At 66.8% G+C, this 21,931-nt stretch carries 20 protein-coding genes; 19 read left to right on the top strand and 1 reads right to left on the bottom strand.

Annotation, left to right across the window (positions count from 1 at the left end):
* Positions 1-70: 70 nt before the first annotated feature.
* From JW958_08140 to JW958_08230, 19 genes are all read left to right on the top strand, one after another.
* On the top strand, positions 71-265 hold the full coding sequence (locus JW958_08140) for a zinc ribbon domain-containing protein (protein ID MBN1826221.1): 195 nt from the start codon (positions 71-73) through the stop codon (positions 263-265).
* On the top strand, positions 241-1,608 hold the full coding sequence (gene mtaB / locus JW958_08145; GenBank protein ID MBN1826222.1) for a tRNA (N(6)-L-threonylcarbamoyladenosine(37)-C(2))-methylthiotransferase MtaB: 1,368 nt from the start codon (positions 241-243) through the stop codon (positions 1,606-1,608). Before JW958_08140 ends, mtaB begins: the two co-directional genes overlap by 25 nt.
* Positions 1,605-2,915: a tRNA (N6-isopentenyl adenosine(37)-C2)-methylthiotransferase MiaB gene (miaB, locus tag JW958_08150; protein MBN1826223.1), complete on the top strand. Its 1,311-nt coding sequence runs from the start codon at positions 1,605-1,607 to the stop codon at positions 2,913-2,915. The genes mtaB and miaB overlap by 4 nt, the downstream gene beginning before the upstream one ends.
* Before the next feature lie 168 nt (positions 2,916-3,083).
* On the top strand, positions 3,084-3,278 hold the full coding sequence (locus tag JW958_08155) for a hypothetical protein (GenBank protein MBN1826224.1): 195 nt from the start codon (positions 3,084-3,086) through the stop codon (positions 3,276-3,278).
* Positions 3,279-3,987: 709 nt separating this feature from the next.
* Complete coding sequence (locus JW958_08160) at positions 3,988-4,341, top strand: NADH-quinone oxidoreductase subunit A (GenBank protein MBN1826225.1); 354 nt, start codon at positions 3,988-3,990, stop codon at positions 4,339-4,341.
* A 5-nt stretch (positions 4,342-4,346) separates the two neighbouring features.
* Positions 4,347-4,859, top strand: a complete 513-nt coding sequence (nuoB, locus tag JW958_08165; GenBank protein MBN1826226.1) for an NADH-quinone oxidoreductase subunit NuoB — start codon at positions 4,347-4,349, stop codon at positions 4,857-4,859.
* Positions 4,860-4,900: 41 nt separating this feature from the next.
* Positions 4,901-6,559 (top strand): NADH dehydrogenase (quinone) subunit D, encoded by a 1,659-nt coding sequence (nuoD, locus tag JW958_08170; protein ID MBN1826227.1) that lies wholly within the window; start codon positions 4,901-4,903, stop codon positions 6,557-6,559.
* Positions 6,556-7,056: an NAD(P)H-dependent oxidoreductase subunit E gene (locus JW958_08175; protein ID MBN1826228.1), complete on the top strand. Its 501-nt coding sequence runs from the start codon at positions 6,556-6,558 to the stop codon at positions 7,054-7,056. Before nuoD ends, JW958_08175 begins: the two co-directional genes overlap by 4 nt.
* Entirely contained in the window at positions 7,053-8,324 is a 1,272-nt protein-coding gene (nuoF, locus tag JW958_08180; GenBank protein ID MBN1826229.1) for an NADH-quinone oxidoreductase subunit NuoF, read from the top strand. The genes JW958_08175 and nuoF overlap by 4 nt, the downstream gene beginning before the upstream one ends.
* Positions 8,321-9,847: a (2Fe-2S)-binding protein gene (locus JW958_08185; protein MBN1826230.1), complete on the top strand. Its 1,527-nt coding sequence runs from the start codon at positions 8,321-8,323 to the stop codon at positions 9,845-9,847. Before nuoF ends, JW958_08185 begins: the two co-directional genes overlap by 4 nt.
* Complete coding sequence (locus JW958_08190; GenBank protein ID MBN1826231.1) at positions 9,837-11,108, top strand: NADH-quinone oxidoreductase subunit H; 1,272 nt, start codon at positions 9,837-9,839, stop codon at positions 11,106-11,108. Before JW958_08185 ends, JW958_08190 begins: the two co-directional genes overlap by 11 nt.
* 40 nt (positions 11,109-11,148) lie before the next feature.
* Positions 11,149-11,592, top strand: coding sequence for an NADH-quinone oxidoreductase subunit I (locus JW958_08195; GenBank protein MBN1826232.1), 444 nt, complete (start codon positions 11,149-11,151; stop codon positions 11,590-11,592).
* 10 nt (positions 11,593-11,602) lie between these two features.
* Complete coding sequence (locus JW958_08200; protein MBN1826233.1) at positions 11,603-12,100, top strand: NADH-quinone oxidoreductase subunit J; 498 nt, start codon at positions 11,603-11,605, stop codon at positions 12,098-12,100.
* Positions 12,100-12,402 carry an NADH-quinone oxidoreductase subunit NuoK gene (gene nuoK, locus JW958_08205; protein MBN1826234.1) on the top strand — a complete coding sequence of 101 codons (303 nt, stop codon included), beginning with the start codon at positions 12,100-12,102 and terminating at the stop codon, positions 12,400-12,402. Before JW958_08200 ends, nuoK begins: the two co-directional genes overlap by 1 nt.
* A gap of 66 nt (positions 12,403-12,468) precedes the next feature.
* The gene (gene nuoL / locus JW958_08210) at positions 12,469-14,442 is read left to right on the top strand and encodes an NADH-quinone oxidoreductase subunit L (protein ID MBN1826235.1); all 1,974 of its coding nucleotides are present in this window, start codon (positions 12,469-12,471) and stop codon (positions 14,440-14,442) included.
* Between the two features lie 3 nt (positions 14,443-14,445).
* Complete coding sequence (locus JW958_08215) at positions 14,446-16,029, top strand: NADH-quinone oxidoreductase subunit M (protein ID MBN1826236.1); 1,584 nt, start codon at positions 14,446-14,448, stop codon at positions 16,027-16,029.
* Positions 16,020-17,504, top strand: a complete 1,485-nt coding sequence (locus JW958_08220; protein ID MBN1826237.1) for an NADH-quinone oxidoreductase subunit N — start codon at positions 16,020-16,022, stop codon at positions 17,502-17,504. Before JW958_08215 ends, JW958_08220 begins: the two co-directional genes overlap by 10 nt.
* A 457-nt stretch (positions 17,505-17,961) precedes the next feature.
* Positions 17,962-18,933 (top strand): hypothetical protein, encoded by a 972-nt coding sequence (locus JW958_08225; protein MBN1826238.1) that lies wholly within the window; start codon positions 17,962-17,964, stop codon positions 18,931-18,933.
* Between the two features lie 253 nt (positions 18,934-19,186).
* Entirely contained in the window at positions 19,187-20,149 is a 963-nt protein-coding gene (locus JW958_08230; GenBank protein MBN1826239.1) for a hypothetical protein, read from the top strand.
* Positions 20,150-20,209: 60 nt separating this feature from the next.
* Here JW958_08230 and JW958_08235 read toward each other — a convergent pair whose 3' ends face one another.
* Positions 20,210-21,901, bottom strand: coding sequence for a DNA polymerase/3'-5' exonuclease PolX (locus tag JW958_08235; protein MBN1826240.1), 1,692 nt, complete (start codon positions 21,899-21,901; stop codon positions 20,210-20,212).
* Between the last annotated feature and the right edge of the window lie 30 nt (positions 21,902-21,931).

Genomic DNA, 21,931 nt, shown 5'->3' on the forward strand with positions numbered 1-21,931 from the left:
AAAGGGTCGACGGCGGCGTGGACCGCGCCGTTTTTTTCGGTGCCGGCGATCGGCCGGACAGGGAGGAAGGATGCCCATCTTCGAGTACCAATGCGACGACTGCGGGCACGTTTTCGACGCCCTCGTTTGGAAAGATGAAGAGGTGCGCTGCGAGAAGTGCGACGGCGCGCGCGTGCACCGTCGGATCACAGGCTTTTCCGTCAGCGGGGGCGGCGGGCGGCGCTCCGGCGGCGACGGCGGTTGCGCCCCCTCCGGCGGCGGGTGAGGCTCCCCGATCCGATGACCGGAGTTTCCGGTCCCGGCGAGGCGGGGGGAGCCCGCGTATCGCTACACACCATCGGGTGCCGTCTCAACCAGGCGGAGACGGCCCTTCTCGCCGACCGTTTCCGCGCGCGCGGTTGGCGCGTCGTCGGCCGGAACGATCCGGCCGACCTTTTCGTGGTGAACACCTGCTCGGTCACCCTCGGCAGCGAGGGGAAGTGCCGCCGCCTGATCCGTTTTCTCCGGAAGCGGTGCCCGGAGGCGCGGGTCGCCGCCACCGGCTGTTACGCCGAACTCGATCCGGAAGCCCTTCTGGCGATCGACGGCGTGGTGGTGGCGGTGGGGACGGCGGATAAGGCGCGCCTCCCGGAGCTGGCCGAGCGCGCTCTCGCCGGCGCCCCGCCCGCGGCCGTGCGCTCCCCCATCGAACGGGAACCCTTCACCGAAGAGGGGGCCGGCCTCTCCCTCTCCACGAGGGCGAACCTGAAGATCCAGGACGGCTGCGACGTCTTCTGCTCCTTCTGCGTCATCCCCTACGCCCGCGGGCGCTCGCGCAGCCGCCGCGCCGGGGACTGCCTGCGCGAGGCGCGGGATCTCGCCGCGCGGGGGCACCGCGAGATCGTCCTCTCCGGCGTCAACCTGGGTCTCTACCGGGACGACGGCGCCGACCTCGCCGGTTTGATCGAACGCCTCGAGGAGATCCCGGGGCTGGAGAGGATCCGGATCAGCTCCATCGAACCGATGAGCGTCAGCCCCGCGCTGGTGGCGCGCATGTCGTGCTCCGAAAAGCTCTGCCCCTACGTGCATGTGGTTCTCCAGAGCGGCGACGACGGCGTGCTCCGCGCCATGAACCGCCCCTACGGCGCGGGCGACTTCCGGCGCCTCCTCGAGACCTTTCTCGCCCGCGTGCCGGACCTGGGAATCGGCACCGACGTGCTGGTCGGTTTCCCCGGCGAGACGGACGCCGCTTTCCGCCGGACCCTGGCGATTCTGGAGGACTACCCCTTCGTCAACGTACATGTCTTCGCCTACTCCGAGCACGCCCGCACGCGCTCGGCGCGGCTCGACGAAAAGGTTCATCCCGAAACGATTCGGCGGCGGAGCGAGGATGCGCGCGCTCTCGGGCGGGCGAAGCGGCGCGCCTTTCACGGACGCTACCGGGGGGAGAGGCTGGAGACGCTCTTCGAGACGCGGGACCGCGCCGGGCGGTGGATCGGCCACGCGCCCAACTACGCACGCGTCGCCGCCCGGGACGACCGGGACCTCGCGAACCGGATCGTCGCGGTGCGGATCGACTCCTCGGAGAGAGACGGCGCGATCGGAACGGCGGAGGGGGACCTTCGTTGAAGGTTTATATAGAAACCTACGGTTGCCAGATGAACGAGGCGGACTCGGAGGTGGTGGCCCGTATACTGGCGGAGGAGGGGATCGGCGCGGCATCTTCCGCGGAGGAAGCGGACGCGGTTCTGGTGAACACGTGCGCCGTCCGCGCCGGCGCCGAGAACCGGGTGCTCCAAAGGGTCGAGGACCTGAAGGCGATCCGCGCGCGGCGCCCCGGTTTCCTGGTCGGTGTTCTCGGCTGCGTCGCCCAGATTCGCAAGGACGCGCTCCTCCGCCCGCCTTGGGACGCGGACCTGGCCGCCGGGCCGGACGCCTACCGCTCCATCCCCCGTCTCCTCGCCGAGGCGCGCGGGGGGAGGCGGGTCCGGGAGACCCGCCTTCTCCGGGTCGACGACTACGACCGGATCGATCCGGTCCGCCGCCCCGGCGCGAACGCCTGGGTGACGGTGACCCGCGGGTGCGACAACTTCTGCGCCTACTGCGTCGTCCCATTCGCGCGCGGCCGGGAGAGAAGCCGCTCCCCCGAATCGATCCTTCGCGAGGTGCGCCGCGCCGCCGCGGAGGGATTTCGCCAGGTCACCCTCCTCGGACAGAACGTCAATTCCTACCGGAGCGGCGACGCCGACTTCGCCGCCGTTCTCCGCGCCGCCTGCCGCGTGCCGGGCATTCTACGGGTTCGTTTCACGTCGCCCCACCCGAAGGATTTCCCGGACGAGCTCCTCGCCGCCATCGCCGGGGAGCCGGCCGCATCTCCCCATGTCCACCTCCCCCTCCAATCGGGGAGCGATCCCGTGCTGGAGAGGATGGGCCGCGGCTACGGCCGCCGGGATTACCTGGCGCTGGTGGGGCGTATTCGGGCCGCCGTGCCGGAAGCGGCGCTCACCACCGACGTCATCGCCGGATTCCCGGGCGAGAGGGAGGAAGACTTCCAAGCCACTCTCGACGTGATGGAGGAGGTGCGCTTCCACTCCGCATTCACCTTCGCCTACTCCGTGCGCCGCCCCTCCATCGCCGCCCGCCGCTACGCAGACGACGTGCCGGAACCGGTCAAGAGGGAGAGGGTGGAACGTCTGGTGGAGGTGGAGCGCCGCATCTCCCGGGAGAGACTGGAGGAAGAGGTGGGGAACAGGGTAGAGGTGCTGGTGGAGAGGCGGAGCCGGAAATCGGCGCGGGACGCCTTCGGGCGCACGCCCGGCGGGAGCGGCGTCGTCTTCCCCGCCCCGGAGGCCGCTCCCGGGGACCTTGTCCGGGTACTCGTGGAGAGGGCCACCACGCACACTCTGATCGGTAAAATCGCCCCCGCCGACGGATAAGGTTGATTCCACGCTCCGATTGTGTTATGGTACATCAGATTGCGTCGAGGCCGCTCGACCCCGGCCCGGGCAGCGCTTTTCCCTCCCACGGGGCGGCCCCAGCGCGTTCGCACAATCCATCCCCTTGCGCGATCATTCTCCCCGTCGGAAAGTCGAGGAAGTGGAGAAGTGATTCAAAAAAATCATCCAGACGAGACCGTCATCAATCCGTCGCGGATTGAGGAGAAGTCGACGCCCAGCGGCGAATACCGCTGCGTCGTCTGCGGAATGCGCTATTCCGTGGAGGACTACGCCGACCTCTGCTGCAAGCCGATCGCCGGGATCGAAAACCTCGGTGGTCGGCGCCAGCATCGGTGGCGCTAGAGAAAGCGCCGCCCCAAGCCTCGCGCCCGCGGGGGAGGAGATCACGCCCGATCCCCTTCCCCGCTTTTTTTCTCGAGAATCGTCTTCCGAAGCTTCTTGATCGACGTACTCCGAATCTCTCACCTGCTTTTTCGAGGCCGCGGACCACCAAGCGCAACGCTCCCTCTCGATACCGGATTCTTTTCGAACACGGCAAGGAGGTATCGGGTACGAATAGTCATTTGACATCAAAACATTCGCTGTTTATATTCCTCAGGAAGTCCACCGCTGGATCGGGGATTCTGCCGCGCAGGATCTCTCGGGACACAAGGAGGTGAAGACCACCGCCGTTCTGTGCGTTTTCGCAATCGTGTTTTACAGCTTCCTTTGATCTGCATGGACATGGCGATTAACGGGCAGAATTCCCCGTCGGGCAAGTTGGTCGCGATCACCGTTCGGACGAAATCCGGTAAGACCGGGTTTGGGCCATCCGGTATGCATCGGGAGGGGTGCGTAGGCGTAGACAGAGGTACTCTTTCCTGTGCGGTCGTGGAAGAGGACGCGCCCCCCTTCCCCAGAATCCCCTAACCCCGGATCCCCGCCCCCTTTCCGCTTGACCCTTCGCGCGCCCCTCCCTATAGTCCAATCCGATCGGCGGGCATCGAATCGGAGGGTGCGGCGCGCCCCGGCGGCCGCGGTTCCGTCAAGTCGTGCGGGGAAACCTTTCTCAATGAATCCCTATATTCCCCTTCTCATCGTCGTCGCGCTGGCACTCGCCATACCGGCCGCGCTCCTGTTCGTCTCCTTCCTCGTCGGACCCCGGCGCCGGGAGAGGGAGAAGGCGGAGCCCTATGAATGCGGCATCCCCCAAACCGCACCGCCGCGCGATCCCGTTCCGGTCAAATACTACTTGGTCGCGGTGCTCTTCCTCCTCTTCGACGTGGAGGCGGTCTTCCTCTTCCCGTGGGCGGCGATCTACCGCCGGCTCGGCCTCTTCGGCCTGATCGAGATGTCGATCTTCCTGGGGATGCTCGTCCTCGGCCTGATCTACGTGTGGAAACGGGGGGCGCTCGAGTGGGACTGAACGGAATCGAGAAGGTCGCCGCCGGCGGAGCGCTGACCACCCGCGTCGACGCGCTCCTCGCCTGGGGGCGGAAGAACTCCCTCTGGCCGCTCCCCTACGGCACCGCCTGCTGCGCCATCGAGTTCATGGCGGTGGTCGCCTCCCCATTCGACCTCTCCCGCTACGGCGCCGAGGTGGTCCGCTTCTCTCCTCGTCAGAGCGATCTCCTGATCGTCTCCGGCACCATCGTGCACAAGCAGGCGGTGATTCTCCGCCGCATCTACCATCAGATGGCGGAGCCGAAGTGGGTGATCGCCATGGGGGCGTGCGCCAGCGCCGGCGCCTTCTACGACAACTATTGCACCCTGCAGGGGATCGACTCGGTGGTCCCCGTGGACCTGTACATACCCGGCTGTCCGCCCCGCCCCGAAGCGGTGATGCACGCCCTGGTGGAACTGCAGCGCCGAATCACCGAGGGGATCCCGAGCAAGGCGCAGGTGATCCGGATGGAGGAGGAAAAGAAGGGGGAGGGGGCGTGAAGGACCCGGGGAAAGGCTGGGAAGAACGCTTTCTCGCCTCGATGGAAGGGAAGGTTCGCGTCGAGGGAAACCCCTTCGGCGACTTGGTCTTCCGGACCGAGAGGGAACACCTTCCCGCCGCGCTCCGCGCCCTCCGGGACGATCACGGCTTCGACATGCTCCTGGACACGACCGTGGTGGACCGCCTCGAACTCCCCGACCGGGAGCCGCGCTTCGACCTCGTCTACAACATGCGGCCCTCGCTGGGGGGGCTGCGCGTCCGGGTCCAGGCGCGGATTCCCGCGGAGGACCCGGTCGCCGAGTCGGCGAGCGGGATTTGGCGGGCCGCCGAATGGGGGGAGAGGGAGGTCTTCGACCAGTACGGTGTCCGCTTCCGCGGCCACCCCAACTGCAAAAGGATCTTGAACCACAAAGATTTCGTCGGCCACCCGCTCCGGCGCGACTACGACATCAAGAAGCAGCAGTGGCTCTCCGAGCCGGACGACCTCCTGGACGAGATGGAGAAGAAGCGCGCCGCCGATCCGGAGCCCGGCGAGCGGGAGTCGATGCTGATCAACCTCGGCCCCTCCCATCCGGCGATGCACGGCGCGCTCCGCGTGCTCCTCGACCTGGACGGGGAGACGATCCGTCACGCCGTCCCCGAGATCGGCTACCTGCACCGGGGTTTCGAGAAGAGCGCCGAGAAGGGGAACTACACCCAGGTGATCCCCTACACGGACCGTCTGAACTACTGCAGTTCGGTGATGAACAACGTGGGCTATTGCCGGACGGTGGAGAAGATGCTCGGCGTGGAGATCACGCCGCGGGGCGCGGCGATTCGCGTGATCCTGCTCGAGCTGGGCCGGATCATGGACCACTGCGTGCAGCTCGCCGCCAACCTGGTCGACCTGGGCGCGCTCACCAACTACTGGTATCTCTTCAACGAGCGGGAGAAGATCTACAACGTGATCGAGGCGCTCTGCGGCGCCCGGCTCACCCACTGCTATTTCCGGATCGGCGGCTCCTCCCACGACCTGCACGAGGGATTCGCCGAGGGGGTGCGGGAAGTGCTCCGCTCGGTGCCGCGGGCTCTCGCCGACGTGGAAAAGATGGTGGCGCGCAACCGGATCTTCCTCGACCGGACCGTCGGCGTCGGGGCGATTTCCGCGGCCGACGCGATCTCTCACGGCTTCACAGGGCCCTGCCTCCGCGCCGCCGGCGTGCAGAACGATCTCCGCAAGGACGAGCCCTATTACGGGTATGAAACGTATGACTGGGACGTGGTGGTCGGCGAGAAGGGCGACACCTACGACCGGATCTGGGTCCGTTTCGAGGAGGTCCGCCAATCTCTCCGGATCGTGGAGCAGGCGCTCACGCGCCTCCCCGGAGGCCCGGCGAACATCGACGACCCCCGTGTGGTCCTGCCGCCGAAGCGGGAGGTTTACGAGAACATCGAAGCGCTGATGAACCACTTCATGCTCACCATGTACGGGATCCGGCCCCCCGCCGGCGAGTGCTACGGGGCGATCGAGGCGGCGAACGGCGAGCTGGGCTTTTTCACGGTGAGCGACGGGACGGGCCGCCCCTATAAGGTCAAGGTGCGCCCTCCCTGCTTCTATGTCTTCTCCGCCTTCGAGCGCCTCGTCGAGGGGGGGATGATCCAGGACGCCATCGCCGTGCTGGGGAGCCTGAACATCATCGCCGGGGAGTTGGACCGATGAGCGCCGCGGAGAAAAGCGCGCGGCCCGCGTGGAAGGAAGAGACGCGGCGGGAGATCGAGGAGCTGCGCGGGCGTTACCCGCACCCCCACGGGATGCTCCTGCCGGTCCTCTGGCTCGCCCAGAGGGACTTCGGCTGGATCTCGCCGGAGGCGATGGAACTGGTGGCGGAAACCTGCGGCGCCACGCCGGCCCACGTCTACTCTCTGGTCACCTTCTACACCATGTTCGAGACGGAGCGGCCGATCCGCTATCACATCCAGGTGTGCCAAGGGCTCTCCTGCACGCTCCGCGGCGCGGAGGAGATTCGCGCCCACATCGAGAAGAGGCTCGGGATACGCGCCGGGATGCGCACCGAAGACGGCCGTTTCCGGCTGAGCGTGGTGGAGTGCCTCGCTTCCTGCGCCACCGCGCCGGTGATGCAGGTGAACCGCACCTATTACGAGAACCTGACCGTCGAGAAGGTGGACGCCCTTCTCGAGGAGTGGATGAAGGAATGATCGCGGAGACCCGGGTGATCACCGCCCGGATGAACGACACCGACTCGCACACCCTGGAGGGGGCCCGCGCCGCCGGCGGGTACGACGCGGCGCGGAAGGCTTTCGCCATGGAGCCGGAGGCGGTGACGGCGCTCGTCAAGGAATCGGGCCTCCGCGGGCGGGGGGGCGCCGGTTTTCCTTGCGGTCTCAAGTGGAGCTTCCTCCGGAAGGAAAGGGACGTCACCTATCTCTGCGTGAACGCCGACGAGAGCGAGCCGGGCACCTTCAAGGACCGTCTGATCCTCGAGAGGGATCCGCACCTTCTCATCGAGGGGATCCTGATCGCCTGCCGCGCGATCCGGTGCGCCCACGCCTATCTGTACATCCGGGGGGAGTTCGATCTTCCCTACCGGCGGATCCGGGACGCGGCGGCGGAGGCGTATCGCGCGGGACTTCTCGGCCCCGACGCGGCGGGTTCGGGGCATCCGATCGACCTCACCATCCACCGCGGCGCCGGCGCCTACATCTGCGGCGAGGAGACGGGGCTTCTGAACTCGTTGGAGGGGCGAAAGGGACAGCCGCGGATCAAGCCCCCCTTCCCGACCGACGCGGGACTCTTCGGAAAGCCGACGGTGATCAACAACGTGGAGACCCTCGCCAACCTCCCCTTCATCCTGACGAGCGGCGCCGAGGCGTATCGCGCCCACGGCACGGAGAAGAGCCCCGGGACGCGGCTCTTCGGCGTATCCGGCCACGTGGAGCGTCCCGGTCTCTTCGAACTCGCCATGGGCGTTCCGATGCGCGCGTTGATCGAGGATCTCTGCGGCGGCGTGCGCGGGGGGAAACGGCTGAAGGCGGTGATCCCGGGCGGGTCGAGCACGCCGGTGCTGACCGCCGAAGAGGCGATGGCGGTCACTCTCGATTTTGAATCGGTCCAGGAGGCGGGCTCCATGCTCGGCAGCGCCGGCGTGATCGTGATGGACGAGACGACGGATATGGTGAAGGCGCTGGACGTGCTGATCCGCTTCTATGCCCACGAGTCGTGCGGGCAGTGCACCCCCTGCCGGGAGGGGGTCATCTGGATCGCGCGCACGCTCCATAAGATCGCCGAGGGGAGGGGCGGACGGGCGGACCTGGAAAAGCTGGAGGACCTGGCGCACGGAATCACGGGGAACACGATCTGCGTCTTCTCCGACGCCGCGGCGATGCCGGTGCTCAGCTTCCTCTCGAAGTTCCGCGGCGAGTTCGAGGCGCGTGTTTCCGGCGCGGGAAGGGAGGGGGCGGCGTGAGCGGCGGCGTGGAGACGGTCCGATTCACGTTGAACGGCGTGGAGCGAGAAGCGCCCAAAGGGATGCTGCTCATCGACGCGGCGCGTCTCCACGGCGTCGACATCCCCCGTTACTGTTCCCATCCGGGGTTGAAGCCGGAGGGGAACTGCCGCATGTGCGTGGTGGAGATCGAGAAGATGCCCAAGCTGCAAACCTCCTGCACCACGCCCGTCCAGGAGGGGATGGTGGTCCACACCGAGTCGGAGAGGGTCCTCGAGGAGAGACGCCGGGTGATGGAGTTTCTCCTCGTGAACCATCCCATCGATTGCCCCATCTGCGACCAGGCCGGCGAGTGCATGCTCCAGGAGTACTACATGCGCCACGACCTGCAACCCTCGCGCGTCGAGCTCGAGGAGAAGATCCACAAGCCGAAGAGGGTGGACCTGGGGCCGCTCGTGGTTCTCGACGCGGAGCGCTGCGTCCTCTGCTCCCGCTGCGTCCGCTTCTGCCGGGACGTGGCCGGCGTGGAGGAACTGGCGATCAAAAACCGGGGCGGTCACGCGGAGATCACCGCCTTTCCGGGACGGCGCCTCGAGAACCCCTATTCGGGGAACGTGATCGACATCTGCCCCGTCGGCGCCCTCACCAGCAGGGATTTCCGTTTCAAGGTGCGGGTCTGGTTCCTGAAGACCGCCGAGTCGGTCTGCCCGGGCTGCGAGCGGGGATGCTCGATCCATATCGAGCAGTACCAAAACGAAGTGCAGAGGATCCGCCCGCGGGAGAACCTCCGGGTCAACCGGTATTGGATCTGCGATTTCGGCCGGCTTGATTATCGATGGATCAATGAAAATCGTCTCCTTTCCGCCGAGGGTCCGTCGGGCCGGCTCCGTCCGGAGGAGGCGGACCGGGAGGCGGCGCGCCTGCTGCGGGAGGCGAAGGCGCCCCTTCTGGTCGCGTCGCCGCGCATGTCGAACGAGAGTCTCTTCGCGCTCCGTCTCTTTCGGGAGAAGGCGCTTCCCGAGGCGCGGATCGCCGGCGGCTCCTTCCGGGAGCCGTGGGAGGGGGACGCGATCCTGAAGCGGCCCGACCGGAATCCGAACCGGCGCGGCATGGAGACGCTCGGCCTCGCCGGCGGACCGGAGGAGGCGCTCCGCGCCGGGCCGGATCTGGTGCTCGTGATCGAGAACGATCTCCTGGGCGACCGGCCGGAGGCGAAGGAGCTTCTTACGGGGAAGAAAGTGATCGTGCTCGCGTCGAACCGGGACGCCACCGCCTCGGCGGCGGGACTCCGCGTTCCGGTGGCGACCTACGCGGAGACGGAGGGGAGCTGGACCAACTTCGAGGGGATCACCCAGACCTTCCATCCGGTGCTGCGGCCGGTGGGGGATTCCCGGAGCGTGGCCGAGGCGCTCGCGGGGATCGCCGCCGCGCTCGGCGCCGACCTCGGCCCGGTGGACGCGGGGACACTCCGCGCCGCGGTTCTTCGCGAGGCGCCGCAGCTCGATCCGGCCCGCGGAAGGGAGGAGGACGGCCGTGTGGGTTGACGTGACCGTCGTCGCCGCGCTCGCCTTCGCCGCCGCCCTGGCGCCGCTCATGTCGATTCCCCTCCTCGTCTGGGCGGAGAGGAAGATGAGCGCTTTCATCCAGGACCGGACGGGACCGAACCGCGCGGAGATCCTCGGCCTCCGGCTCGGCGGGCTGGTCCACCCCTTCGCGGACGTGGTGAAGCTGATCACCAAGGAGGACCTGACGCCGGAGAGGGCGGACCGCTTCTATTACACGCTCGCCCCCTTCCTGGCGCTCTTCGTCTCCCTGCTCGCCTTCGCCATTCTTCCGCTGGCGGACACGCTCCACTTCGGCGGCCGCGCTCTGCCGATGCGGGCGCTGACGCTGAACGCGGGAATCCTCTACATCCTGGCGGTGACCGGGTTCCACGTGTACGCGGTGGTGATCGCCGGCTGGGCATCCCACAACGGCTACGCGCTCCTCGGCGGCCTCCGATCGGCGGCGCAGATGGTGAGCTACGAGCTGGCGCTCGGCCTCTCGCTGGTCGGCGTGGTCCTCGTGGCCGGCACGCTCGACCCGGGCGAAATCGTCGCCGGTCAGAGCGGCGTTCTCTTCGGTTTCCTCCCCCGCTGGAACGTGTTCCTCCAGCCCGTCGGCTTCGTCCTCTTCCTGATCGCCCTCTTCGCCGAAACGAACCGAAACCCCTTCGACCTGCCGGAGGGGGAGTCCGAGATTATCGGTTTTCACGTCGAATATTCGAGCATGCGTTTCGCGTCCTTTTTCATGGCCGAGTACGCGTCCATGTTCACCGGAAGCGCCGTGGCGGCCTCGCTCTTCTTCGGCGGTTGGCAGGTCCCCTGGATCGGCACCGAGGCGCTCCGGGCGAACGCGCCCCTCGTAGCGCGGGTCGCCTTCGGGGCGCTGGCGGCGTTTTGCATCGTCGCGGCTCTCATCGCGCAGGGATACAAGGGGAGGCTCGCCCGCCTCTACCGGGACCGGCGGAGCCGCGAGGCGACGGTGCTGCAGATGATCTTTCTCTTTACCGCCGCCGTCTCGCTGATCCTGCTCGCCTTTCTCTCGACTCTCCCCCCTTGGGGGGCGCAGGTGCTGATCGCCTTGGTGCAGGGGGCTTTCCTTCTCGGGAAGACCCTCGCCTTTACGTTCCTGTTCATTTGGGTCCGTTGGACCCTTCCCCGGTTCCGCTACGACCAGCTGATGGGTCTCGGGTGGAAGAGCCTGGTCCCTCTGGCTCTGCTCAACCTGGCGGTGACGGGGATCGTGCTTCTCTGGTTCGATTAGGGGTGCGGTGATGATCGGAATCCGAAAAGTGGGCCGTCCGATGAACGCGCCGGAGCGCTGGTATCTGATCGAGGTGCTCCGGGGGATGGGGGTTTCCCTCCGCCACCTGGTGAGGAACATCTTTCATCAGGACGAGATGCCCACCCTTCAGTACCCGGAGGAAAAGCGGATCCTCCCGGAGCGTTTCCGCGGGAGGCACCGGCTGATGAAGCGGGAAGACGGGACGCCGCGCTGCACCGCCTGTTTCTGCTGTCAGACCGCATGCCCCGCCGACTGCATCAGCATCGAGGCGGGGGAGAGGGAGGACGGCGGGGAGAAGGTGGCGGTCCGGTTTGACATCAATATCCTGCGTTGCGTATTCTGCGGTTTCTGCGTGGAGGCGTGCCCCTGCGACGCGATCCGGATGGACACGGGCAAGTACGAGCTGGCCGACGACCGGCGGGAGAAGTTGATCTACGACATCGACTTCCTCCTAAACCGTTGACGGGAGAACGATGCTGATCGTCCTTTTCTGGATCCTCTCCGGACTCGCCGTCCTCGCGGCGATAGGGACCGTGACCCGGCGGAACCCGCTCTCGGCGGCGCTCTCGCTGGTGATCTGCCTGACGGCGGTGGCGGGACTCTTCGCCGTGCTGGAGGCGCACTTCCTCTTCGCGATCCAACTGCTCGTTTACGCCGGCGCGATCATGGTCCTCGTTCTTTACGTCATCATGCTCCTGAACCTGAAGGAGCGGGAGACCCGTCCCCTCGGCGTTTCCCGGCCCCGCGCCGCCTTCGCCGGGATCGCCGCGGCGCTCGTTCTCGCCGTGCTCGCCCGTGTGTGGGGTTCCCTCGCCGCCTCGCCGCCCGCGCCGCCGGAGAAGGGATTCGGAACGGTCGAGTCGATGGCGGGAGTTCTGTTTACGAAATATCCGTTTCCGTTTGAAGTGATATCGATTCTCCTGCTGGCGGCCGTGGTCGGCGCGGTCGTTTTGGCGATGAGGAAGTTCTGATGCCGCCGGAAACACACCTGCTCGCGGTCAGTACGGTTCTCTTCCTGATCGGATGCGTGGGCGTTCTCGCCCGCAGGAATCTGCTGGTGGTCCTGATGGCGGTGGAGATCATGCTGAACGCGGCGAACCTGGCTTTCGCCGCCTTCGCGCGCGCCCGAGGGGCCATGGACGGACAGGTGGTCGTCTTTTTCGTGATCGCCGTCGCCGCCGCCGAGGCGGCGGTGGGACTGGCGATCGTCGTGGCGCTGTACCGAAAACGCGGAACGGTGAACATCGATCGGTTCACCTCTCTGCACCAATAGCCGGGATCTTGCGCGGTTTTCGTCGGTAGAAGGATCGCGCGACATCCAGGCGAGGAGGGGGGAAGAGTGGAGAGCGCTCTTCTCTGGATTCTGGTCCTGCCGCTCTTGGGGGCGGCGGTGAACGGCGTCGCGGCGACCGCCTCGGCCCGCCTAGGCCGACCCTTGCCGCGGGCCTTCTCGGCGGCGGTGGGCTGCGCCGGACCGACGATCAGTTTCCTCCTCGTCCTCCTCCTCTTCCGGCGGATGCTCGGTCTTCCCGAGGGGGAACGCCTCCTCGAGCGGGAGGTGTTCCGCTGGATCGACGCCGGTTCGCTCACGATCCATCTCCGCCTTCTCGCCGATCCGCTCGGTACGGTGATGGCCCTGGTGGTCACCGGCGTGGGCGGCTTGATTCACTATTACTCCATCGGCTACATGGCGGAGGATCGCGGCCACGCCCGCTATTTCTCCTTTCTGAATCTGTTCCTCTTCTTCATGCTCCTCCTGATCCTCGGCGACTCCCTGGCGACCCTCTTCGTCGGTTGGGAAGGAGTGGGGCTCTGCTCCTATCTGCTCATCGGTTTCTGGTTCGAAGACCGGGCGAAGGCGACGGCGGGGAAGAAGGCGTTCCTGGTGAACCGGATCGGCGACTTCGGCTTCCTCCTCGGCATGCTCCTTCTGGCGGTCGGTTTCGGCGGGAACGGCGGCGTCGCCACCCTGAAGATCTCCGAGATCGCGGCGCGCCTCCACGAGCTGCCGCCGGGAGTGATCGAGGGGGCGGCGCTCCTGCTCTTCCTCGGCGCCACCGGAAAGTCGGCGCAGATCCCGCTTTACGTCTGGCTCCCCGACGCCATGGCGGGACCCACGCCGGTTTCGGCGCTGATCCACGCCGCCACCATGGTGACCGCCGGCGTCTATATGATCGCGCGCATGGAGGCGCTCTACGCGGCGGCGCCGATCGCCTCGGCCGTCGTGCTCGTCGTCGGCGCGGCGACGGCGCTCTTCGCGGCGGTGATCGGGATCGCTCAGACGGACATCAAGAAGGTGCTCGCCTACTCCACGGTGAGCCAGCTCGGTTACATGATGATCGGGGTCGGCGCCGGCGCCTTCGCGGCGGGGATCTTTCACGTATTCACCCACGCCTTCTTCAAGGCCTGTCTCTTTCTGGGCGCCGGGTCCGTGATCCATGCCCTCCATCACGAGCAGGACATCCGAAGGATGGGCGGGCTCCTGAAGCGGATGCCCCTCACCGGCTGGACTTTTCTCGTCTCCGCGGCGGCGATCGCCGGGTTCCCGCCCCTGTCGGGGTTTTTCTCCAAGGACGAGATCCTCTTCCGCGCCTTCACGGGCGCCAACGAGGCGGTTCCCTGGGCGCCGCGTTTCGCCTGGATCCTCGGCACGCTGGCGGCGGTGCTCACCGCCTTTTACATGTTCCGTCTCTTCTTTCTGGTCTTCGCAGGCGACGCGCGGGGGGAAGGGGCGAAGCACGCCCGCGAATCGAACGGGTGGTTCACCGTCCCCCTCGTGATCCTGGCGGCGGGCGCGGCGCTCGCGGGTTTTCTCGGCGTGCCGGCCGCCCTCGGCGGCGCGAACCGTTTCGAGGCGTTTCTCGCCTCGGGCGGCGGTTCCGCCGCGCACGGCCACGGGCATTTCCCGGCCCATCCCGCCTCCCACGGCGCGGAGCTGGGGCTGATGGGGCTCGCGGCGATCATCGCCCTCGCCGGCACCCTCCTCGCCTGGTGGCTTTACAGGCGGGATCCGGAGCGGCCGGCGCGGATCGCGGCGCGCTTTCCCGCGGCGTACCGGACGATTCGGGACAAATTCTACGTGGACGAGGTCTACTACCTGCTCGTCGTGCTGCCGCTGACGGGGATCTCCCGGCGGCTCCTCTGGCGGGTGGTGGACGTGCGGTTCGTGGACGGTCTGGTGAACCTGACCGGACACCTGACCCGGGGCGCGAGCTTTCTGGTCCGCTTCGCCCAGACCGGACACGCGCAGACTTACGGCTTCGTGATCCTGGCGGCGGTGGCGGCGCTGCTCTGGAAGGTGTTTTCGGGGTAAAGAATGAACGGCGTGCTTTCCATCCTGGTGTTCCTCCCGCTCGCCGGCGCGGCGGCGGTCGCCCTCGTGCCCGGCCGGCGCCAAGGGACGATCCGCGCCGTCGCCTTCGCCGTCACCCTTCTCCTCTTTCTCTCCTCGCTCCCCCTCGCCTTCCGCTTCCAGGGGACCGGCGGGTTCGAGTTCGAGGAGTGCGTCCCCTGGATCCCGGGGATCGGGGTCGACTATCACGTCGGCGTGGACGGGATCAGCGTCTTTTTGGTTCTCCTCACCACCTTCCTGGCGCCTCTCGTCTATCTCTCCACCTGGAGCGGCATCCGGGAGAAGGTGAAGGAGTTCTCCATCCTTTACCTGTTGCTTCACACCGGCATGATCGGCGCCTTCGTCGCGGTGGATCTCTTCCTCTTTTACGTTTTCTGGGAGCTGATGCTGATCCCCATGGTCTTCCTGATCGGCGTGTGGGGGGGCGAGCGCCGGATCTACGCGGCGGTCAAGTTTCTCCTCTACACGGTGGTCGGTTCGCTTTTGATGCTCGTGGCGATTCTGGTGCTCGCGCGGGAGGCGCACAGCTTTGATTATCTGCGCATCCTGAACACGCCCGTCCCACACGGCATGCAGGCGTTCCTATTCGCCGCATTCGCCCTCGCCTTCGCGATCAAGGTCCCGATCTTCCCGCTTCACACCTGGCTGCCGGACGCGCACGTGGAGGCGCCCGCCGCGGGGAGCGCCCTCCTCGCCGGCGTCCTCCTGAAGATGGGGACCTACGGTTTTCTCCGCTTCGCGATCCCCCTCTTCCCGGAGACGGCGCGCGCCGCCGCGCCCCTCTTCACCGTGCTCGCGCTCGTGGGGATCGTCTACGGCGCGCTGGTCGCGATGGTGCAGGAGGACATCAAGAAGCTGGTCGCCTACTCGTCGGTGAGCCATCTCGGATTCGTCGTTCTCGGCCTCTTCGCGTTCAACGACGCCGGAGTCCGGGGGGCGATCTTCGTGATGCTCGCCCACGGCCTCTCCACGGGCGCCCTCTTCCTCCTGGTGGGACAGGTGTACGAGAGAAGGCACAGCCGGAGGATCGACGACTTCGGCGGGATCGCGAGGTCCATGCCGCTCTTCAGCACCCTCTTCCTGATCGTCACCCTCGCCTCGATCGGGCTTCCGGGGCTTTCCGGGTTCGTCGGCGAGTTCCTGGTCCTCTTGGGGGCCTTCCAAGCCGGGCCCGCCCGCGCGGCGGTGGGCGCCCTCGGCGTGGTGCTCGGCGCGGTCTACATGCTCTGGATGGTTCGCCGCGTCTTCTTCGGCCCCCTCGATCGGGAGGAGAACCGGGCGCTCCCCGATCTTTCCCTGCGCGATTTTCTGGTGATCCTTCCGTTGATCGCCGGGATGGTATTTCTCGGCGTGCGTCCCGCGCCCCTCCTCGACCGTATGGAGACCTCGGTTCGGCGGCATTTGGAGATCATCGGCGTGGAGGAACGGGTCGAGACGACGGACAGACACGCCGCGGGCGAGAGGACCGTTTTCCGTTTCCTCGCTCCCCCCGACGGGGAGGAGCCGGAGCGGGAAGGGGAGGGTGAGGAGGTGTCGCCGTGCCGTTGACGATTCCCGATATCCCGCGTGAGGCGCTCCTCGCGTCGCTCCCCTTCGCGCTCCTCGCCCTGGGAGGGACCGTCGTCGCGCTCCTCGGGGCGTGGCGGAGCCGGTGGGGCGTGTGGGCGGCGTTTATCGCGCTTCTCGCCGCTGGCGCGTCGCTCTCGCCTCATCTCGGCGCGCCCTCTTCTCTCCATTTCTGGGACGGGGCGCTTCTGGCGGACCGTTTCGGGGCGTTCCTCACGCTGCTCCTCCTCGCCGCGGGGATCCACACCCTCTTCCTCTCCGAAACGGTGCTCCGGAGGGAGGGGAAGGTGCGCGCGGAGTATTACGCGCTTCTCCTCTACGCACTCTCGGGGATGGTGCTTCTGGTATCGACCACCAACCTGCTCCTCCTCTTCTTGGCCTTGGAGCTGACGTCGATTCCGCTTTACGTGCTCTGCGGCTTCCACCGGGGGGACTCCAAAGGGGGGGAGGCGGCGCTCAAGTACTTCCTCCTCGGTTCCTTCTCCTCGGCGATTCTTCTCTTCGGCGCCGCGCTCCTCTACGGGGCGACGGGCGAACTGGACCTCGCGGCGATGCGCGGTGGGGGGGCGCTCGGCGCGGCGGGTCTCCTCCTCGTCCTCACCGGTCTTTTCTTCAAGGCGGCGGTCGTCCCCTTCCACATGTGGGCGCCGGACGCCTATGACGGCGCGCCGACGCCGATCACCAGCTTCATGGCCACGGCGGTGAAGGTCGCCTCCTTCGGCGTGCTGATCCGTGTTTTCTCTTCCGCGGGGGGCGTCGGTCCGGCGGCGGGGCTGATGGGGCGCCCCGCGTCGGAGGGGATGCTCTTCTGGCTCGCCGTCCTCACGATGACCGTGGGAAACCTGTGCGCGCTCACCCAGAACAACATCAAGAGGATGCTCGCCTACTCCTCCATCGCCCACGCCGGTTACGCGCTGATCGGGCTCGTCCCCGGCTCGGGAGGGCCGGACGCCGCCGGTGTTCTCTATTATCTGACCGCCTACCTGCTCATGACCGGGGGCGCCTTCGCCGTCGTGACCGTCCTCTCCCGGCGGGACCGCTGGGGGGAGACCGTCCAGATCGACCGCTTCGCCGGTGTCGGATACCGCGCCCCCTTCCTCGGCGCGGCGATGACCGTCTTCCTCGTATCCCTCGGCGGCATACCGCCCACGGCCGGTTTCTTCGGGAAGTACCTGATCTTCCGAGGCGCCCTCGACCGGGGGCTCACGGCTCTTGTGGTGATCGCCGTCCTGAACAGCGCCGCCTCGCTCTACTATTACCTGCGGGTGGTCGTCTTCTTCTATATGCGGAGCACCGACAGGCCCGCGGAGATCGACCCGAGCCGCGCGCTCCGGTTCATCGCGGTTGTGGGGCTTGTCCTGGTGCTTTGGTTCGGGTTCGGGCCGGATCTGGGAGGGGTTCCCGGCGTCCCCTCTCTCCTGGGATGGATCGAGTCGGCCGCCGCCTCTCTCCCCTGAGTTTCGGCATTCTTCGATTGACCGCCTCCGAAACCCGTGCTACTGTAGTCAAAGAGAAGACGCCTTCGGCGGCTTGTGACTCGGAATCCTCCCTGGGCGGGACCACCTCTTTGCATACGTGGAGAGGGCTTCGGGGCGGATTCGGGGGCCACTATCATGATTCGCGGCGGCTTTCGTGGCTAACCTCCTCCTTCGCCGGGATCGCTCAGGGTGGTCAGCCGTCCGAAGGTATGGATTTCGACCGGCCCAAATTCGACCATCTCCTCTTGACCCGCGTCAACTTTAGGTTTCTCTTGCGTTTGTGCTTTTTATCTGATAGAATCAGCACGATTATTTTTAGTCGGACCCGTATATCCTCGGCTCCCCCAACTTGTTTGAAAACAAACGGGTTCCAGTGGTAGGAAAGTAAGCGGCATTCGCCTCACCGCCGGGTGCGGGAGGCGAGAGGAGGAAAGTGATGCGGAAATTGTTCCTGTGCTTCCTGGCGTTGTCGGTGGCGGGATTCGCCTTCGCGAGCGACCTGGAGAAGAAGGATCTGGATATCTCGGCGGGGAGCCCTCTCTCCCGCGGGCTGCTGGATTGCGCGAACGCGATCGGCATCTGCTGCGGCCAGACGCTGCAGGGGGACAACACCGGGATGCCGAACAATGTGATCAATTACGGCACCAGCACGCTGAGCGAGAACGGCGGCGAAGTGGTCTACTGCTTCGGCCTTCCGACCGTGAGCCAGCAGGTGACCATCACTCTCGTGCCGAGCGGCTGCGACCTGGACCTCTGGGTCCTCGGCTCCTGCGATGAGGCGGACGAGCTCGCCCATTCCGCCGGAACGGGCACGGAAGTGGTCACATTCAGCTGCCTCGATCCCGGCTTCTACTACATCGTGGTGGACGGCTATGGCTCCACCTATCCGGGCGCGGAGTGCCCCTTCGAGATCTCCATCGACTGTGAGGACTGCCCGGTGGTTCCGGAGAACGACACGTGCGAAGGCGCCTTCGACCTCTGCGCCCTCGCCGACGGCGGCGTGTTCAACGAGAGCTACAACACCATCCTGGCGAACAACGACTACACCCTCGCCTACGGCGGTTGCACCGGCTATGCCACCGACGGTCCGGACGTGGTGTATGAGATCTGCCTCGAGCCGGGCGGTTCCATCGACGTGACCCAGACGGGCACCAACGACATGGCGCTCTACCTGATCACAGACTGCGCCGACCCGCTCGGCAGCTGCGTGATCGGCTCGGACAACTGCTGCACCGGCGTGGACGAGTACTTCGTCTACACCAGCGTCGCGGGCGGCACCTACTACCTGATCGTGGACGCCTACAGCTCGACCGGCGGCACGGGGACCATCTACGGCACCCTGACCGGCTGCTGCACCAGCGCCACCGAATCGGGGAGCTGGGGCAGCGTGAAGCAACTCTTCCGTTAGTTTCCCTTCCGACCCCCCCCTGCGGGGCGCCTTTCGGGGCGCCCCGCTTTTTTTATTTCCTCGCGCGCCCCCGTCTCATTATTCCCTTTCCGCGCCTTCGTCCTTCCCGTTCTTTCTCCAGCCACGGTTCCTTCCGGCCGATTCTCGGAAAGAAGGATCCCCCACCCCGGGCGGGCTTGCCGCCGCCCATCCGGGACGCGCCGCCCCAACGCATCGCGGGACCGCTCGGCAAGGGCGGGAAAGGAATGGATTCATGCGACCGTGCCGGAAAAACATCGTTCTCCTCCCGGTTCTCCTCAGTCTCATTCTGGGCGCCGCCTCGGCGGGAGAGATGGAAAAGAAGGTGGAGGGGATGGGATTCGCCTTCCTGACGAGGGAGCGTCTCGACTGCTCGTCGGCGATCCCCATCGCGACGGACACGGTGCTCATGCAGGAGAACCGGACCGCGCCGAACAACGTGACCAATTACTCCTGTTCGCCCGGCCTCGACCAATCAGGCGGAGAGAGAGTGTACCGTGTCGATCTCGTCGCGGAGACCCGCGTGACGGTGACGCTCGACCCGGCGGATTGCGATCTCGATCTCTGGCTCGTTCGTTACTGCGATGAAGCGTACTGCTCGGAGTATTCCGCCGGCGTGGATCAGGAGAGGCTCGATCTCTGCCTCGACGATGGGGAGTGGTATTTCGTGGTGGACGGGTACGGGGGCGCTTCGGGCGATTACACCGTTTCCTTCACCTTCGGCGACTGCGGCGCGCCGCAGGAGGGGGAAACCTGCGCGTTCCCCCTGGATCTCTGCGCCTACGCGGGGGGGGACTTCGAGATCCCCTACTCGACCCTTCTCGCCGAAGACGACTACTCCACCGACTTCGGCGGCTGCACCGGCTACACCGCCCACGGCGGAGACATCGTGTACTCCGTCACCCTCGATCCGGGCGGCCTCATCGACGTCACCCAGACCGGCGACTACGACATGGTGCTCTACCTGGTCACCGACTGCGAGGACGTGGTCGGGAGCTGTGTCGCCGGATCGGACAATTGCTGCTCCGGCATCATCGAGACGGTGACCTACACGAGCGAATTCGGTGGGACCTACTACCTGATCGTGGACGGCTACACCGGCGAGGGGAGCGGATCCTTGGTCGGCACCGTCACCGGTTGCGCCGGCGTCGCCTCGGAGAACGAGAGCTGGGGCGGTGTGAAGAACCGTTTCCGGTAGCGAGCGATGAAAAAAGATTGATCCTATAGAGCGCGGTGGTCTCTCCGGTGATTGCCCCCTCTATCGACGGGCAATCCACTCCGCGAAGGCTTCCACTCCCAGCGTGTTGGGGACCTCCTCCGGGCGGAGCCCTCCCTTGCGGGCGATACGGATGGCGATCTCCGGTACGGCGAGTCCTTCCGGGTCGTGGGCGTCCACGGCGATCGGCACCGGAACGCCGAGGGCGCGCAATCCGGGGATCACCCGCCAGTCCACGTCGAGCCGGGAGGGGTGGCCGTTCAATTCCACACCTTTCCGCGCCTCCCCCGCCGCCCGCCACACCCGTTCCGCGTCGAAGTCGTACGCCTCCCTTTCCAGGAGGAGTCTTCCCGAGGAGTGGCCGAGCCAGGTCGTTTGTGGGTGAAGGATCGCACGGAGGATCCTCTCGGTTTGTTCCTCCCGGTCCAGGCCGAAACGGGAGTGCACCGAGGCGACGACGAAGTCGAGACGCGCCAGGGCGCCGTCGTCGTAATCGAGTCGACCGTCGGCGAGGATGTCCGACTCGATGCCGCGGAAGACGCGGAAGGGGGCGAGCAGCGTGTTGACGCGGTCCACCTCCTCCGCCTGTTCCAGGAGACGTTCCGCCGAGAGTCCTCCCGCGTAGCCGGCGCTCCGGCTGTGGTCGGAGAGGGCGAGATAGGCGTAGCCCATCTCCGCCGCTCTTTCCGCCATGGCGCGGATCGACGCGGTCCCGTCGCTCCAATCGGAATGCACGTGGAGCGCCCCCTTCAAGTCCTCCCGCACGACAAGCCGTGGGAATCGCCCGGCGGCGGCGTCTTCCACGACATCCGCCCTCTCGCGGATCTCGGGCGGGAGAAAGGGGAGACCGAGGAGCGAGAAGAATGTCTCCTCGTCCGGCGTTTCCACCGGCGTTCCATTTCGGGACAGCCCTTTCGGGTCGAAGAGGAAGCCCCTCTCCCGCGCCGCGGCGACGAGGGCCGTCCGGTGCGCGTCGGCGCCCGTCTCCCAGACGAGAACGGCGCCGAACCGTTCCGGCGCGACCGCCCGCGCCTCGCCCGGCAGGCCGGCGGCGCTCCGGAAGAGAACGCGGTCTCCCTCCAAGGCCGTGTCCGCCTCGATCGCGAGGGCGTGGAGCGCGGCCTCCGGCGACATGGCCGCGACGACTCGGATCACGCCGGCGATCTCCCGGTAGAGGCCGACCTCGCCCGCCGGCGCCGTGCGGGACGCGCCGCGCCCCCTGAGGATCTCGCCGATCCGCGCCGCCTCCTTCGCCGCGTCGTGATAAAGACGGAAGTCGCGGAAGCGCCTCCAGTCCGCCAGCGCGCGCGTGAGATCCTCGATTCTCTTCGGACCAAAACCTTTCACCTGCGCGATGCGCCCGTCGGCGACCGCCTTCTCCAACTCTTCCGGAGAGGAGACGCCGATTTCCTCGCGAAGCGCGCGCGCCCTCCCCGCGCCGAGGCCGGGGATGCCGGTCAGTTCCACCATTCCGGGGGGCACTTCGCGGCGCAGATCCGCGAGCATCGGGATCGATCCGGTGGCGAAAAAATAGGCGATCTTGTCGGCCAAGCCCTTTCCCACGCCGGGAAGATCCGTGAGCCGCCCTTCCCGCGCCAGATCGGCCAGATCCTCCGCGCGGTCGATCCCGTCCGCCGCGCGGCGATAGGCCCGCGCTTGGAACGAGGATTCCCCCTTCAGTTCCAGGAGGAGGGCGATTTCACGAAAAGCGGCTGAGACGCTCTCGTTCCGCATCGATTCCTCCGAAAAGCGGTGTAAGATACG

It is taken from the genome of Candidatus Eisenbacteria bacterium, assembly GCA_016930695.1.
In the GTDB taxonomy this organism is placed as follows: domain Bacteria; phylum Orphanbacterota; class Orphanbacteria; order Orphanbacterales; family Orphanbacteraceae; genus JAFGGD01.